The organism is Streptomyces sp. NPDC005808 (assembly GCF_042871385.1).
In the GTDB taxonomy this organism is placed as follows: Bacteria; Actinomycetota; Actinomycetes; order Streptomycetales; family Streptomycetaceae; genus Streptomyces.
In genome coordinates, this window is record NZ_JBIAIK010000001.1 from 284,809 (window position 1) to 298,161 (window position 13,353).

The window sequence follows — 13,353 nt, forward strand, 5'->3', positions numbered from 1 at the left end:
CGGCGCGTCTAGCGTGACCCTCATGGATGAGCAGCGCACTCCGAGGCCCCCGGCATGGGGCGGCCCACCCGCGTGGTGGCGGCACGGACCGCCGGGGTGGCACGGAGGGGATGAGCCGGAGCGGCGCGCCCGTTGGCCGTGGCGCTCCACGCTGGCGTTGACCGTCTTCGTGTTCGTCGGCTCCAATTTCGCCGGCCAGGCCCAGGAGGGCGAACGCGCATCCCTGGACCTCTTCGCACGGGCGCTGCTGCTCGTGGGGTGCGGTCTGCTGCTGTGGCGTCAGCGGTACCCGGTGTTCGTCGCCTTCGGCACCGCGGCGGCGGCCATGCTCTACCTGGGCGCCGGATATGCGTACGGGCCCGTCTTCTTCACCGTTGCCCTGGGCTGCTTCAGCGCGATCGTCGCCGGGCACCGCAGAGCCGCCTGGGCGGCTGTCGGGATGCTCTGGGCCGGGCACGTGCTGGTGGCGCACTGGCTGTACCGATGGCTGCCGCCGTCGGGGGACGCGCCCGCCGCCTGGGGGCAGGAGATGGGCGTTGCCGCCTGGATCGTTGCGATCGTGGCCCTGTCGGAGCTGGTCCGGGTACGCCGCGAGCAGTGGGCCCGCGACCGGGCCGAGCGGGCGCAGGCCGCCGAACGGCGCGCCGACGAGGAGCGGCTGCGGATGGCGCGCGAGCTGCACGACGTCCTGGCACACAGCATCTCGGTGATCAATGTCCAGGCGGGCGTGGGTCTCGCTCTCCTGGACTCCGACCCGGAACAGGCGCGCACGGCGCTCACCACGATCAAGGCGGCGAGCAAGGAGGCGCTCGGTGAGGTCCGGCAGGTGCTCGACACGCTGCGTGCGCCGGGGGAGGCGCCGCGCGCCCCGGCGCCCGGACTCGACCGGCTCCCCGAACTCGTCGAACAGGCGGCGGGCGCGGGTCTGACGGTCGAGCTCCAGGGCGCGGCCCCGAAACTCCCGCCGGGTACGGACCTGGCCGCCTTCCGCATCGTCCAGGAGGCGCTCACCAATGTCGTACGGCATTCGGGCTCGCGGCACGCGCGCGTGCTGGTCGAGTCGACGCAGGGCGTGCTGCGGCTGCGTATCGACGACGACGGACCCGCGACCGGCGTGGCCGCGGGCGGCAGCGGCAACGGGCTGGCCGGAATGCGGGAGCGGGCCGCGGCCCTGGGTGGCACGATCGAGGCCGGTCCGCGTGACGACGGAGGGTTCAGTGTCATGGCCGTACTGCCGCTGAAGGCCAAGGAGGAACGGTGATCCGGGTCCTGCTCGCCGACGACCAGCTGCTGGTCAGGGCGGGCTTCAAGGCACTGCTCGACGCGCAGCCGGACATCGAGGTGGCCGGCGAGGCCGCCGACGGCGAGGAGGCGCTGCGTCAGGTGCGCCAACTGCGCCCCGACGTCGTCCTGATGGACATCCGGATGCCCCGGCTCGACGGCCTCGCCGCCACCCGCCGTGTGACGGACGACGCCGACCTCAAGGACGTCAAGGTGGTCATGCTCACCACCTTCGAGCTGGACGAGTACGTCTTCGAGGCGATCCGCTCCGGCGCCTCCGGTTTCCTGGTCAAGGACACCGAGCCGGAGGAACTCCTGCGCGCGGTAAGGGCCGTGGTCCAGGGCGACGCGCTGCTCTCGCCCGGCGTGACCCGTCGGCTGATCGCCGAGTTCGCGGCCCGGTCGAAGGAGCCCGCCGCGGTCCAGTCCCTCGCCGAACTCACCGAGCGGGAACGGGAGGTGATGGCTCTGGTCGGCATCGGACTGTCCAACGACGAGATCGCGCGGCGCCTTGTCGTCAGTCCGCTCACGGCCAAGACCCACGTCAGCCGAACGATGGTCAAGCTGGGTGCCCGCGACCGGGCCCAACTGGTCGTGCTGGCCTACGAGTCGGGGCTGGTGCGGCCGGGCTGGCTCGGCTGACGCCCGCCCTCTTGGCCGAAGCGGAGCAGCACGCTGACCGTGCGCAGCGCGAAGAGGATGGCGGCGAGCACGATTCCCGCCCCGAGCAGCCCCTTGCGGACCGGCCCGGGGAGGTCGAAGAGCAGCGCCGGACCGGCCACGACCCCGAACACGAGGGCTCCCGCGAACGCCGCGCTCAACAGCGCGTATCCGATCTCGACGGTGATCGCGTCACGCTCGGCCTGACTCCGCCGCCCCCTGGTGAACCCCATGCGTCGAGTCAAACAGGCGTGGGGGGGGGGGGGGGGGCCCCCCCCCCCGCCCCCCCCCCCCGGGGCGGCCCCCCCCCCCCCCCCCCCCCCCCCCCCCCCCCCCCCCCCCCCCCCCCCCCCCGCCCCCCCCGCCCCCCCCCCCCCGGGGGGGGGGCCCCCCCCCCCCCTCTCGTGTGCCCCGGCATCGGCTCCGCCGATATTTTTCGCAACGGCTCCGCCCCGACCGGGATTTCGCGGGACACTTGGGACATCCTGCAACGAACCCTGGAGCGAGGTGAGCGGGGTGCGCACGCCCGTCAGTGATCCCTTGAAGGTGTCGGGCAGCACGGCGGTCCTCGCGGTCGAACGCGGTGCTGTGGCACCCGGTCCGCACGTCGCTGCGGACACGCGGACCGGGGCCGTACGAGGGGAGCCCGGAGGCTCAGTGGGCCGCGAGGGACTGCGGGGCGGTGGCGGAGGCGTGGGCGTCCATGCGCTCGGCGGCGAGGATCGCGGCGGCGGTGTCGGCGCGGGAGGCCGCGACGACGAGGGCGCGGCCGGCGAGGGCGTGCGCACGCTGGTGCAGGGAGAGAAGATGCGGCTCGTGGAGGGCGTCGGCCACCGACGACCGAACCGGCGCCGCCCCGTCCCGCAGCCGGGCCACCTGCTCGGCGAGCCGCTCGGCCGCCGCGTCCAGTTCGCCGGACGGCGCGATCGCACGGATCTCGTCGGTCACCGCGAGCAGCGCCGCGAGATGGCCGGCCAACTGGATGTCCAGCTCCTCCTCGCGCGACCGATGGGGAAAGTCGGGGGTGGTGCCGGCCATCCTGTGGACCGACTTGGTGCGGATCGGTTCGTACATGGGACAGCCTCCTGTGCTCTGACAGGATCCCATCCTAGCTTGGATTTCGTCTAAAGTTGAGCCGGATCGCGTGACCGGTCGCGGCCTGTACGCAGCGCCACCTTCATCACACACACCGCGTGAGTGTCACGGCTGGCTGTAGCCGTCCAGGAAGGTCCCGATCCTCGTCACCGCGTCGGTCAGGTCCCCGACCGTCGGCAGGGTGACCACGCGGAAGTGGTCCGGCTCGGGCCAGTTGAAGCCCGTCCCCTGGACGACCATGATCTTCTCCTGGCGCAGCAGGTCCAGCACCAGCTGCCGGTCGTCCTTGACCTTGAAGACCTGCGGGTCCAGGCGCGGGAAGAGATACAGCGCCCCCTTCGGCTTCACGCAGGTCACGCCCGGGATCTGGGTCAGCAGCTCGTACGCCACATCCCGCTGCTCCCGGAGCCGCCCGCCGGGCAGCACCAGGTCGTTGATGGTCTGCCGCCCGCTCAGCGCGGCGACCACACCGTGCTGGCCCGGCATGTTCGCGCAGAGTCGCATGTTCGCGAGGATCGTCAGGCCCTCGATGTAGGAGTCGGCGTGTGCGCGCGGGCCCGAGATCGCCATCCAGCCGACCCGGTATCCGGCCACGCGGTACGCCTTCGACATCCCGTTGAAGGTGAGCGTCAGCAGATCCGGGGCGATCTTGGCGGTCGCCGTGTGCGTGGCGCCGTCGTACAGGATCTTGTCGTAGATCTCGTCGGAGCAGACCAGCAGGTTGTGGCGGCGGGCGATGTCGGTGAGCCCGCGCAGCATCGCGTCGTCGTACACCGCGCCCGTCGGGTTGTTCGGGTTGATGATCACGATGGCCTTGGTGCGGTCGGTGACCTTCCGCTCCACGTCCGCGAGGTCGGGCATCCAGTCCGACTGCTCGTCGCAGCGGTAGTGCACCGCCGTACCGCCGGACAGTGACACGGCAGCCGTCCACAGCGGATAGTCCGGCGCCGGTACGAGCACCTCGTCGCCGTCGTCGAGCAGGCCCTGCATCGCCATCACGATCAGCTCGGACACGCCGTTGCCGATGAAGACGTGCTCGACGTCCGTCTCGATGCCCAGGGTCTGGTTGTGCATCACGACCGCCCGGCGCGCCGCGAGCAGTCCCTTGGCGTCGCCGTAACCGTGCGCCGAGGAGACGTTGCGCAGGACGTCCTCAAGGATCTCGGGAGGGCACTCGAACCCGAAGGCGGCCGGATTCCCCGTGTTCAGCTTGAGAATCCGATGCCCGGCCGCTTCCAGCCGCATCGCCTCCTCGAGCACCGGTCCCCGGATCTCGTAACAGACATTGGCGAGCTTGGTCGACTGGATCACCTGCATGTCCGTGAGCTTACGGCCGGGTAACGCTCGGCGGCGCGTGTTTTCCACCACGTGAGACGGGATGTTCTGTCCCTTATCTCCCCTGCCGTGGTGAGAGCCGGCGGGCCCGCAGGCCGGAAACCGCTCCTTGTCGCCTCCTCGCAGATCCCCTCACAATGCGCATGACAAAACAGAAGGTGACCGGAAAACCTTCGGTCACTCACGTCGCAAGAGGGGACCCCACATGAGAAAGCCTCTCGTCGCCGCGCTCTTCGCCCTGGTGATCGCCGGGGCGGGCGCGGCACCCGCGGTCGCGGCACCGGCACCGGCACCCGAGCCGAAGTCCGCGTCCGCGTCCGCGTCCGTGTCGGCGTCCGCGTCGGCGGAAGCGGAAAGCGCCGCCGCTCCCGCGATCCAGGCCGTCGATTTCGCCGGCACCGTCGCGCTCAGCAACTGTTCCGGCTCCGTCATCCGCATGCCCGCCTCCGAGGCAGACGACCCGGCCCTCGTGCTGTCCAACGGCCACTGCCTGGAGACCGGCATGCCGGCGGCCGGCCAGGTCATCGTCGACCGCGCGTCCACCCGCACCTTCAGCCTGCTCAACTCCGCCGGTACGAAGGTCGCGACCCTGCGCGCCAGCAAGATCGCGTACGGCACGATGACCGACACGGACGTCTCGATCTACCAGCTCACCAGCACGTACGCGCAGATCCAGAGCACGTACGGCATCAGCGCGCTGACGCTTGACGACGCGCACCCGACGGCGGGCACGGCCATCAAGGTCGTCTCCGGGTACTGGAAGCGGATCTACACCTGCAACGTCGACGGCTTCGTCAACCGCCTGCAGGAGGGTTCCTGGACCTGGACGGACTCGCTCCGCTACACCTCCGCCTGCAACACCATCGGTGGTACGTCGGGTTCGCCCGTCATCGACAACACCACCGGCAAGGTCGTCGCCGTCAACAACACCGGCAACGAGGACGGCGCCAGCTGCACGGTCAACAACCCCTGTGAGGTCGACGCGAACGGCACCGTCACCGTCCGCCAGGGCATCAACTACGCCCAGGAGACCTACCAGATCGTCCCGTGCTTCGGGCTCGACAACAAGCTCGACCTGAGCCGCCCCGGGTGCACCCTGCCCCAGCCGTAGCGGCGGAAAGAGCGGGCGGTCACGCGGGTGTCCCGCGGACCGCCCGCCCGGCCAGTACGTCCGTCCGGCGCCCGTCCTCGATCACGAAGCGGCCGTCGATCAGGACGTGCGGGATGCCGGTGGGGAGGGTGCGGGGGGAGTCGAAGGTGGAGCCCGCCGCCACCGTGGCCGGGTCGAAGAGGACCAGGTCGGCGCGGTAGCCCTCGCGGACGAGCCCGCGGTCGGGCAGCCGTAGCCGGGCCGCGGGGCGGGCCGTGAGGTGGGCGACGCACTCCTCCAGGGAGAGGACGCCCAACTCCCTTACGTAGTAGCCGAGATAGTGCGGGAAGGTGCCGTACGCGCGCGGATGCGGCTTGTCGCCCCGCAGGATGCCGTCGGAGCCGCCGGTGTGCACCCGGTGCCGCATGATCGCGCGGACGTTCTCCTCGTGCCCGACGTGCTGGAGGATCGTCGAGCCGAGGCTGTCGGCGATCAGCAGCCGGCGGGCGGTGACCCAGGGAGCCTCGCCGTGCAGATCCGCGGACGCCCGCACGGTCCGGCCCACGTACGGCGCGAGCGCCGGGTCGGCCACTCCCGAGATCTCGATCGTGTCCCACTCGATGGGGACGCCGTGGCAGCCGTCGGCGCCCACGACCTCCATGTGGTGCCGGATGCGCTCGGCCGTCCCGTCGTCCTCGAGACGGGCGAGGGTCGCCTCCGGGCCGCCCTCGCTCGCCCAACTCGGCAGCATCGCCACCAGGGTTGTACAGCCGGGGGTGTACGGGTACGTGTCGAGGGAGATGTCGGCGCCCTCCGCCAGCGCCTTGTCCAGGAGGGCCAGCAGGTCGGGGGCCTTCCCCTCGTTCACGCCGAAGTTCATGGTGGCGTGGGCGAGATGGAGCGGGCAGCCGGCCTCGCGGGTGAGGGTGACCATCTCCTCGTAGGCCGCCAGGGCGCCCGCGCCGTACGAGCGGTGGTGCGGGCAGTAGTAGCCGCCGTGCTCGGCCACCACCCGGCACAGTTCGGTGAGTTCGGCGTCCTTGGCATACATGCCGGGCGTGTACGTCAGCCCGGAGGACATGCCGATGGCGCCCTCGCGCATTCCGGTGGCCACCAACTCCCGCATACGGTCCAGCTCTTGGGGAGTCGCCTCGCGGTCCTCCCAGCCGACGGCGAGCATGCGCAAGGTGCCCTGCGGGATGAGGTAGGCGGCGTTCACCGCGATGCCCTCGCCGCCGAAGCCGTGGTCGAGCCGGTCCAGGTACTCGCCCACGGAGCGCCAGCTGAAGTCGATGTCGTCGCCGTTGCCGTTCCAGCCGGTGATCGACCGGCGGACCTCGGCGAGCGTACGGTCGTCGACCGGGGCGTACGACAGGCCGTCCTGGCCGATGACTTCGAGGGTCACCCCCTGCGCGGCCTTCGCGCTGTGGTCGGGGTCGCGGAGCAGCGCGAGATCGCTGTGCGCGTGCATGTCGATGAACCCGGGGGCCAGCGCGAGGCCTTGGGCGTCCAGGGTCCGGCGTCCACCGAGGGGTGGGCCCGCGCGGCGGATCTCGGTTACCCGGCCGGCCGTGATGCCCACGTCGGCCTGGTACGGGGCCTGGCCGGTGCCGTCGACGACGTTTACGTCCCTGATCGCCAGCTCCACTTGCTGCCGCCTTTCCGGGCTTCGCCCGCGCTGCTCGTTTCCCGCGCTCCGCGCGGTGTCGCCCACCCACGGCCACTCGTCTCGGCCGGCTCACCCGGCTTCGCCGGAAAACACATACGCCCGTCTCAGAAGAACGTCCGCACGTAGTCCACAACCGTCCCGTCCGCCTCCACCAGCGGGATCAGCTGCCACTTGTCGAAGGACGTACAGGGGTGGGAGAGGCCCATGCCGAGCCAGTCGCCGACCTGGACGTCCGCCTCCGGCGTCGTACGGAGCCAGCCGTGCTGGTCGGAGAGGCCGGTGACCGTGACGCCGATGGCCGGGCGGTCGGTCCCGTCACGGCGGATCACCTGGGCCTCCGGCAGATCCAGGTCGTACGCCGCGTCCCGCTTGCCCGCGTTGACGAAGGCCTGGTCGGGGGAGGGGCGGGAGACGACCTGCGCCCACAGCCGGAAGGCGGGGTGCAGGGCGCCCTCCTCGGGGACCCGGGTGAAGGGGGTGAGCTTGCGGTAGTGGCCGTCGTCGTGCGAGACGTACGCCCCGGAGCGGAGCAACTTCAGTACGGGCAGGGAGAGTTCGGGGATCTCAGCGAACACGTCGGCCACCGCGTCGAACCAGGCGCTGCCGCCCGCGCTGACGACGATCTCCGCAAGGCCCGTGAACCGGCCCGCCTTGTCGAAGTCCGCCGCCAGGGCGGCGAGCCGGCGCAGCCACGCGTGCACCCGGTCGGGGTCCGCCCCCGGCACCTCGCCCTCGTAACCCGCCACGCCCACCAGCCGCAGCGTCGCCGCCCCGGCCACCGCGTCCGCGACCGCCGCGCACTCCGCCTCCGTACGGACGCCGGTACGGGCGCCTTCGCCGGCGGCGAGTTCGACGACCACGTCCACGGGGCGGGGGGCTCCGAAGAGCGCGGCGTCCATCAGTTCCACGCCGCGCACGGAGTCGACGTAACAGATGAAGCGGAAGTCCGGATCCGCCGCGAGTTCGGACGCGATCCAGCGCAGGGCGGAGGCGTCGACGAGTTCGTTCGCGAGGAAGATCCGGTCGATGCCGAACTCCCTTGCCACCCGCACCTGGTGGGGGACGGCGAGGGTGATGCCCCAGGCGCCGTGCTCGATCTGCCGCCAGAAGAGCTGCGGGGCCATCGAGGTCTTGCCGTGCGGGGCGAAGGCGAGGCCGTGGCGGGTCGCGTACGTCTCCATCAGGGCGAGGTTGTGGTTCAGGCGCTCGGCGGAGAGAGCGAGGACGGGGGTGGTGAAGCCGTCCGTGAAGAGGTTGCGGCGCTGGGCGGCGAGTTCGCCGACCGTCAGGCCCCCGGCGTCCGGCGGAAGGCCCTTGAAGCGGAGGTCGACGCGGTCCGCCGTGAGAGCGGTGAGCTGTGCTGCGGCGGTGTCGGCGCCCATGGGGACTCCCTGGTGTTCTGACGAGCGTGTTCCTGGACGAGGTGCGGTTGTCGTTCTGCTGTGTTGCATTCTCTGCAACGGCCATTGCGTATGACGCTTACTGCTGTCTAACATCCCAGCCAACGCAGGGTCAACGGTGCCGATGCCGTCGCCCGAGAGAGCAAGGGGCCCCAGCCATCGTGACCGCCTTCGACGTCGTAGCGCTCGGCGAGTCCATGGTCACGTTCCTACCCTCCCGGCCCGGACGTCTCGCCGATGTCCCCTCCTTCACCCGGGGGATCGGCGGCGCGGAGTCGAACGTCGCCTGCGTGCTCGCCGCCGCCGGGCACTCCGTGCAGTGGGTCAGCAGGGTCGGCGCGGACGGTTTCGGCGATCACCTGGTGGAGGCGATCGCCTCGTACGGCGTGGACATCTCCGGCGTACAAAGGGATCCGACGCGTCCGACGGGCATCTACTTCCGCACAGCGGGCGACCGGGCGACCGACGCGCACGAGGTGGCGTACTACCGGGCCGGCTCGGCCGCCTCCGCGATGACCGTGGACAACCTGGACCTGGACGCCGTCCGGTCCGCCCGCGTCCTCCACCTCTCCGGCATCACGGCCGCGCTCTCCGACGACTGCCTCGGCCTGATGCGCGAGCTCACCGCGCGCCGGCCCGGCCGCCCGCTGGTCTCCTTCGACGTCAACCACCGCCCCGGGCTGTGGCACGACACAGCCGGACCGCGCGTGCTGCTCGACCTCGCGCGCGACGCCGACATCGTGTTCGTCGGCGAGGACGAGGCGCGGGACGCCTGGGGGCTGCGCGGCGCACCGGCGATCCGTGACGCGCTGCCGGAGCCGGACGTCCTGGTCGTCAAGTACGGCAAAGGCGGAGCCGTCATGTTCGACAGGGACATCGAGGGGACCGAGGACGCGGACGGCACCGCCACGCTCGTCCGCGCCCCGCGCGTGGACGTCGTCGCGGCCGTCGGCGCGGGCGACGCCTTCGCCGCCGGTTTCCTCTCCGCGACCCTGCGCGGGCTCCCCGCCAAGGACCGGCTCCGGCACGGCCACCTCATGGCCGCCGCCGCCCTCACCGTGCCGGGGGACCTCGCCGCGCCTCCCTCCCGCGACCACGCCGACCGGCTGGCCGCTCTGGACGACCGGGCGTGGGAGACACTTCGACTCGGCCCCGGCTGGACCGAAGCCGTCACGCGGGCCGACGAGGAGGTACCCACCCCATGAGCCAGACCGTCGACCGAGCGCTGAGCATCCTGCCGCTGCTCGCCGAGGGCCCCGCCGACCTCGGCCAGGTCGCCGACCGGCTCGGCGTGCACAAGTCCACCGCGCTCCGCCTGCTGCGCACGCTCCACGAGCACGGGCTCGTCTACCGCCAGTCCGACCAGCGCTACCGCCTCGGCGCCCGCCTCTTCGCCCTCGCCCAGCAGGCGGTGGAGAACCTGGACATCCGGGAGATCGCTCACCCCCACCTCGTACGCCTCAACGAGCAGTGCGGGCACACCGTCCACCTCGCCGTCCACGAGGAGAACGAGGTCCTCTACATCGACAAGGTGGAGAGCCGCTACCCGGTCCGGATGTACTCGCGGATCGGCAAGCCCGTCGCCATCACCGTCGCCGCCGTCGCCAAGCTGCTCCTCGCCGACCTGCCCGAGGCCGAGCGGCGCGCACTCGCCGACAAGCTCGACTACCCCATGTACACGGCCCGTTCGATCCCGAACGCCGCCGCCTTCCTCAAGGAGCTGGCGGCGGTACGCGAACAGGGCTGGGCCACCGACCTCGGCGGCCACGAGGAGTCCATCAACTGCGTGGCCGCACCCATCCGCGGCGCCGACGGACGGGTCGTCGCCGCGATGTCCGTCTCCGCCCCGAACGTCGTCGTCACCGCCGACGAACTCCTCACCCTGCTCCCGCTGGTACGCCGTACGACGGACGCCATCAGCCGCGAGTACTCCGGTAAGTCCCCCGCCAAGGAAGCCCCGAAGGAATGAGCACGGCATGACTGAGAAGACCGCCCTCACCCCCAAGACCCACACCACTCCGCCGGCCAAGTTCTCGCACGGCGTGAAGAAGGGGAACATCCTCCAGGTCGCCGGACAGGTCGGCTTCCTCCCGGCCGTCGAGGGCCAGTCACCCACGCCCGCGGGACCCGGCCTGCGCGAGCAGACCCTCCAGACCCTCGCCAACGTCAAGGCGATCCTCGAAGAGGGGGGCGCGACCTGGGACGACGTGATGATGATCCGCGTCTACCTCACGGACGTCGACCACTTCGGTGAGTTCAACGGCATCTACAACGCCTACTTCGAGGAGCAGAGCCTCACCGCGCCTCCCGCCGCCCGCACGACGGTCTACGTCGGTCTGCCGGCCGGCCTCCTCATCGAGATCGACGCGCTGGCCGTACTCGGCTGACGTCGGTCTGCCGGCCGGCCTCCTCATCGAGGCCGACGCGCTGCCCGTACTTGCCTGACGTCTCTCTCCGCACAACTCCCGCATCCCGTACGTCATCACGGTGCGGCGCCCGTCATCCCCTGGGCGCCGTGCCGCGATCCCCCACGCCCGAAAGCCCTATGCACTTAAGAAGAGGTCCCCCCTTGCTCTCGTCTCCGCTCGCTGCGACACCCCCCGCCCCCGAGACCCCACCCCACACCGGCGGGCTGCTCCTCCTCGTCGACGGCACCACCGGTCTCCTCACCGTCGCCGCCCTCGGCATCGCCCTCCTGCTCGTCCTGATCATCAAGCTCAGGCTCCAGCCCTTCGTGGCGCTGCTCGCCGTCTCCATAGCCGTCGGCCTGGCGGCCGGCCTTTCGGTGACGGAACTCTTCGGCACGGTTCAGCGGTCCACGGCCGTCTCGGTCATCGAGTCCGGCATGGGCGGCATCCTCGGCCATGTCGCGATCATCATCGGCCTGGGCACGATGCTCGGCGCGATCCTCGAAGTCAGCGGTGGGGCGGAGGTGTTGGCGTCCCGGCTGCTCGGGTTGTTCGGTGAGAAGCGGGCCCCGCTCGCGATGGGGCTCACCGGCCTGATCTTCGGCATCCCGGTCTTCTTCGACGTCGGCATCTTCGTCCTCGCGCCGATCGTGTACGCGGCGGCGAAGCGGAGCGGCAAATCGATCCTGCTGTACTGCCTGCCGCTGCTCGCCGGCCTGTCCGTGACGCACGCGTTCCTGCCGCCGCACCCCGGTCCGGTGGCCGCCGCCGGACTCCTGCACGTGGATCTCGGCTGGGTCATCCTGATGGGCGTGGTCTGCGGACTCCCCGCCGTGGCCGCCGCCTGGGTCTACTCCGCCTGGATCGGCAAGCGGATCTTCGTCGCCGTACCGCAGGACATGGTCGAGGCCGCCGCGGAGGCGAAGCTGGCCGTGCGGGAGGAGCAGCGGGCGTCGGGCGTCGAGCCACGCGAGAGCCCGGTACCGCTGGGCACCGTCCTCGGCATCATCGGTACGCCGCTGGTGCTGATCCTTGCGGCGACGTTCTCCTCGATCGCGCTCGACCCCTCCACCCTCCGTTCCGTGATCGAGTTCTTCGGCAGCCCCTTCGTCGCCCTCACCATCGCCCTGCTGCTCGCGTACTACCTGCTCGGCATCCGGCGCGGCTGGTCCCGCAAGTCCCTCGAGAGGGTGTCGACCTCGTCGCTCAAGCCGGTCGGCAACATCCTGCTGGTGGTCGGCGCGGGCGGGATCTTCGGCGCCGTGCTGAAGGCCAGCGGGGTCGCCCAGGCACTCTCGGACACCTTCAACGACGTCGGCCTGCCGGTGCTCGTCCTCGCCTACCTGATCTCGCTGGTCCTTCGCGTCGCCCAGGGCTCGGCCACGGTGGCCATCGTCACGACGGCCGGCATCGTCGCGCCCCTGCTCGCCGAGGGCGACCACTCCCAGGCCTTCGTCGCCCTCGTCATCATGGCGATCTCGGCCGGCTCGATCTTCGCCTCGCACGTCAACGACGGCGGCTTCTGGATGGTGGCGAAGTACTTCGGCATCAGCGAGCGGGACACTCTGAAGTCCTGGACGGTTCTGGAGTCGGTGCTGTCGGTCGCCGGGTTCGCGGTGGCGGCGGTGGTGAGCGTTTTCGTATAACGGCCGGTTTGTCATAACGGCCGTGCAGCTATGTAGGGGCTGGCTGTTCCTGACACAGGATCGTCGACCATACTGCCCGCTGTGGAGCAGCGCATAGGTTCGAAGAGCCAGCCCCTGGATGCCGCCGCGGTCGACCCGGCGTACATCCCCGGGCTCACGTCACCCGTGCCCGCGCAGTCGGCCGCGGACGCGGCCGACAAGGACGCGGAGGTCGAGGATTCGGCGGTCGAGGACGCCGACGCGGCCGAGACAGCCGAGGCTGAGGAGGTCACCTCCGAGGAGGCGGTTTCCGAGGAAGCCGAGGAAGTCGAGGACTCCGACGACGAGGTCGGCGACCAGGACGACGGGGACGACGAGGACGAGACCGAGGCGTCCGAGGAAGCCGGGGCGGACGTCGACGGTCCCGTCTTCGAGGCCTCCGACCGGCGCGCCTCGATCAAGGCCGACCACAGCGGCGTACAGCTGCGCCTGGACGACCAGCAGGCGGAGTTCCGCTGGGAGGAGATCGGCGCCGTCGAGACGGAGTCGCCCCGCTTCGGGAAGCGGTTCACCATCACGGTGCACACCCCGGACCGCCGCTGGTACCCGATCGAGATCGAGGCGCCGGCCCGGGCACGCTTCAAGGACTGGGAGGACCAGCTCGACGCCGTCCTCGACGCCTACTTCGAGGACGGCGACGACGGCGACGACAGCGAGGACGTCGAGGAGAGCGTGGACGTCGAGGAGAGCGCCCCGTAAGAGGCGCGGGGAACTGCGCGACCGGCCACGG

13 protein-coding genes are annotated in these 13,353 nt (G+C 71.1%); 8 read left to right on the forward strand and 5 right to left on the reverse strand.

Features of this window, described 5'->3' with window-relative positions:
* Nucleotides 1–22: 22 nt before the first annotated feature.
* Together ACFYPC_RS01335 and ACFYPC_RS01340 are read left to right on the forward strand one after the other, a co-directional pair.
* Nucleotides 23–1,261 (forward strand): sensor histidine kinase, encoded by a 1,239-nt coding sequence (locus ACFYPC_RS01335; RefSeq protein ID WP_388668805.1) that lies wholly within the window; start codon nucleotides 23–25, stop codon nucleotides 1,259–1,261.
* Entirely contained in the window at nucleotides 1,258–1,923 is a 666-nt protein-coding gene (locus ACFYPC_RS01340) for a response regulator (protein ID WP_388668808.1), read from the forward strand. Before ACFYPC_RS01335 ends, ACFYPC_RS01340 begins: the two co-directional genes overlap by 4 nt.
* Here ACFYPC_RS01340 and ACFYPC_RS01345 read toward each other — a convergent pair.
* The 3 genes from ACFYPC_RS01345 to ACFYPC_RS01355 form a co-directional block, all read right to left on the reverse strand.
* Nucleotides 1,884–2,174: a DUF6332 family protein gene (locus ACFYPC_RS01345; protein ID WP_388668810.1), complete on the reverse strand. Its 291-nt coding sequence runs from the start codon at nucleotides 2,172–2,174 to the stop codon at nucleotides 1,884–1,886. The genes ACFYPC_RS01340 and ACFYPC_RS01345 overlap by 40 nt on opposite strands.
* A 421-nt stretch (nucleotides 2,175–2,595) precedes the next feature.
* A complete protein-coding gene (locus tag ACFYPC_RS01350; RefSeq protein WP_388668813.1) occupies nucleotides 2,596–3,015 on the reverse strand; it encodes a hypothetical protein in 420 nt (139 codons plus the stop codon).
* Between the two features lie 126 nt (nucleotides 3,016–3,141).
* Nucleotides 3,142–4,353, reverse strand: coding sequence for a pyridoxal phosphate-dependent aminotransferase (locus ACFYPC_RS01355; RefSeq protein WP_388668816.1), 1,212 nt, complete (start codon nucleotides 4,351–4,353; stop codon nucleotides 3,142–3,144).
* 223 nt (nucleotides 4,354–4,576) lie between these two features.
* Between ACFYPC_RS01355 and ACFYPC_RS01360 the strand changes: the two genes are divergently transcribed.
* Nucleotides 4,577–5,482: a serine protease gene (locus ACFYPC_RS01360; protein ID WP_388668819.1), complete on the forward strand. Its 906-nt coding sequence runs from the start codon at nucleotides 4,577–4,579 to the stop codon at nucleotides 5,480–5,482.
* 19 nt (nucleotides 5,483–5,501) lie between these two features.
* Here the strand turns inward: ACFYPC_RS01360 and ACFYPC_RS01365 are convergent, their stop codons facing one another.
* Together ACFYPC_RS01365 and ACFYPC_RS01370 are read right to left on the reverse strand one after the other, a co-directional pair.
* The gene (locus ACFYPC_RS01365; RefSeq protein WP_388668822.1) at nucleotides 5,502–7,109 is read right to left on the reverse strand and encodes an amidohydrolase family protein; all 1,608 of its coding nucleotides are present in this window, start codon (nucleotides 7,107–7,109) and stop codon (nucleotides 5,502–5,504) included.
* A gap of 125 nt (nucleotides 7,110–7,234) precedes the next feature.
* A complete protein-coding gene (locus ACFYPC_RS01370; RefSeq protein WP_388668825.1) occupies nucleotides 7,235–8,512 on the reverse strand; it encodes an amino acid deaminase in 1,278 nt (425 codons plus the stop codon).
* 179 nt (nucleotides 8,513–8,691) lie between these two features.
* On the opposite strand from ACFYPC_RS01370, the gene ACFYPC_RS01375 reads away from it, so the two are divergent.
* From ACFYPC_RS01375 to ACFYPC_RS01395, 5 genes are all read left to right on the forward strand, one after another.
* Nucleotides 8,692–9,735: a sugar kinase gene (locus ACFYPC_RS01375; RefSeq protein ID WP_388668828.1), complete on the forward strand. Its 1,044-nt coding sequence runs from the start codon at nucleotides 8,692–8,694 to the stop codon at nucleotides 9,733–9,735.
* Nucleotides 9,732–10,499: an IclR family transcriptional regulator gene (locus tag ACFYPC_RS01380; protein WP_388668831.1), complete on the forward strand. Its 768-nt coding sequence runs from the start codon at nucleotides 9,732–9,734 to the stop codon at nucleotides 10,497–10,499. Before ACFYPC_RS01375 ends, ACFYPC_RS01380 begins: the two co-directional genes overlap by 4 nt.
* Nucleotides 10,500–10,506: 7 nt before the next feature.
* Nucleotides 10,507–10,917: a RidA family protein gene (locus tag ACFYPC_RS01385; protein WP_388668835.1), complete on the forward strand. Its 411-nt coding sequence runs from the start codon at nucleotides 10,507–10,509 to the stop codon at nucleotides 10,915–10,917.
* A gap of 158 nt (nucleotides 10,918–11,075) precedes the next feature.
* The gene (locus ACFYPC_RS01390; RefSeq protein ID WP_388668838.1) at nucleotides 11,076–12,584 is read left to right on the forward strand and encodes a GntP family permease; all 1,509 of its coding nucleotides are present in this window, start codon (nucleotides 11,076–11,078) and stop codon (nucleotides 12,582–12,584) included.
* Between the two features lie 81 nt (nucleotides 12,585–12,665).
* On the forward strand, nucleotides 12,666–13,322 hold the full coding sequence (locus ACFYPC_RS01395) for a hypothetical protein (protein WP_388668841.1): 657 nt from the start codon (nucleotides 12,666–12,668) through the stop codon (nucleotides 13,320–13,322).
* Nucleotides 13,323–13,353 lie beyond the last annotated feature (31 nt).

Bases quoted from the DNA above. Each gene is read 5' to 3' on its own strand.
- ACFYPC_RS01390 (WP_388668838.1), top strand. From the start codon at position 11,076: ATGCACTTAAGAAGAGGTCCCCCCTTGCTCTCGTCTCCGCTCGCTGCG.
- ACFYPC_RS01370 (WP_388668825.1), bottom strand. From the start codon at position 8,512: ATGGGCGCCGACACCGCCGCAGCACAGCTCACCGCTCTCACGGCGGAC.
- ACFYPC_RS01355 (WP_388668816.1), bottom strand. From the start codon at position 4,353: ATGCAGGTGATCCAGTCGACCAAGCTCGCCAATGTCTGTTACGAGATC.
- ACFYPC_RS01380 (WP_388668831.1), top strand. From the start codon at position 9,732: ATGAGCCAGACCGTCGACCGAGCGCTGAGCATCCTGCCGCTGCTCGCC.
- ACFYPC_RS01385 (WP_388668835.1), top strand. From the start codon at position 10,507: ATGACTGAGAAGACCGCCCTCACCCCCAAGACCCACACCACTCCGCCG.
- ACFYPC_RS01345 (WP_388668810.1), bottom strand. From the start codon at position 2,174: ATGGGGTTCACCAGGGGGCGGCGGAGTCAGGCCGAGCGTGACGCGATC.
- ACFYPC_RS01360 (WP_388668819.1), top strand. From the start codon at position 4,577: ATGAGAAAGCCTCTCGTCGCCGCGCTCTTCGCCCTGGTGATCGCCGGG.
- ACFYPC_RS01350 (WP_388668813.1), bottom strand. From the start codon at position 3,015: ATGTACGAACCGATCCGCACCAAGTCGGTCCACAGGATGGCCGGCACC.
- ACFYPC_RS01335 (WP_388668805.1), top strand. From the start codon at position 23: ATGGATGAGCAGCGCACTCCGAGGCCCCCGGCATGGGGCGGCCCACCC.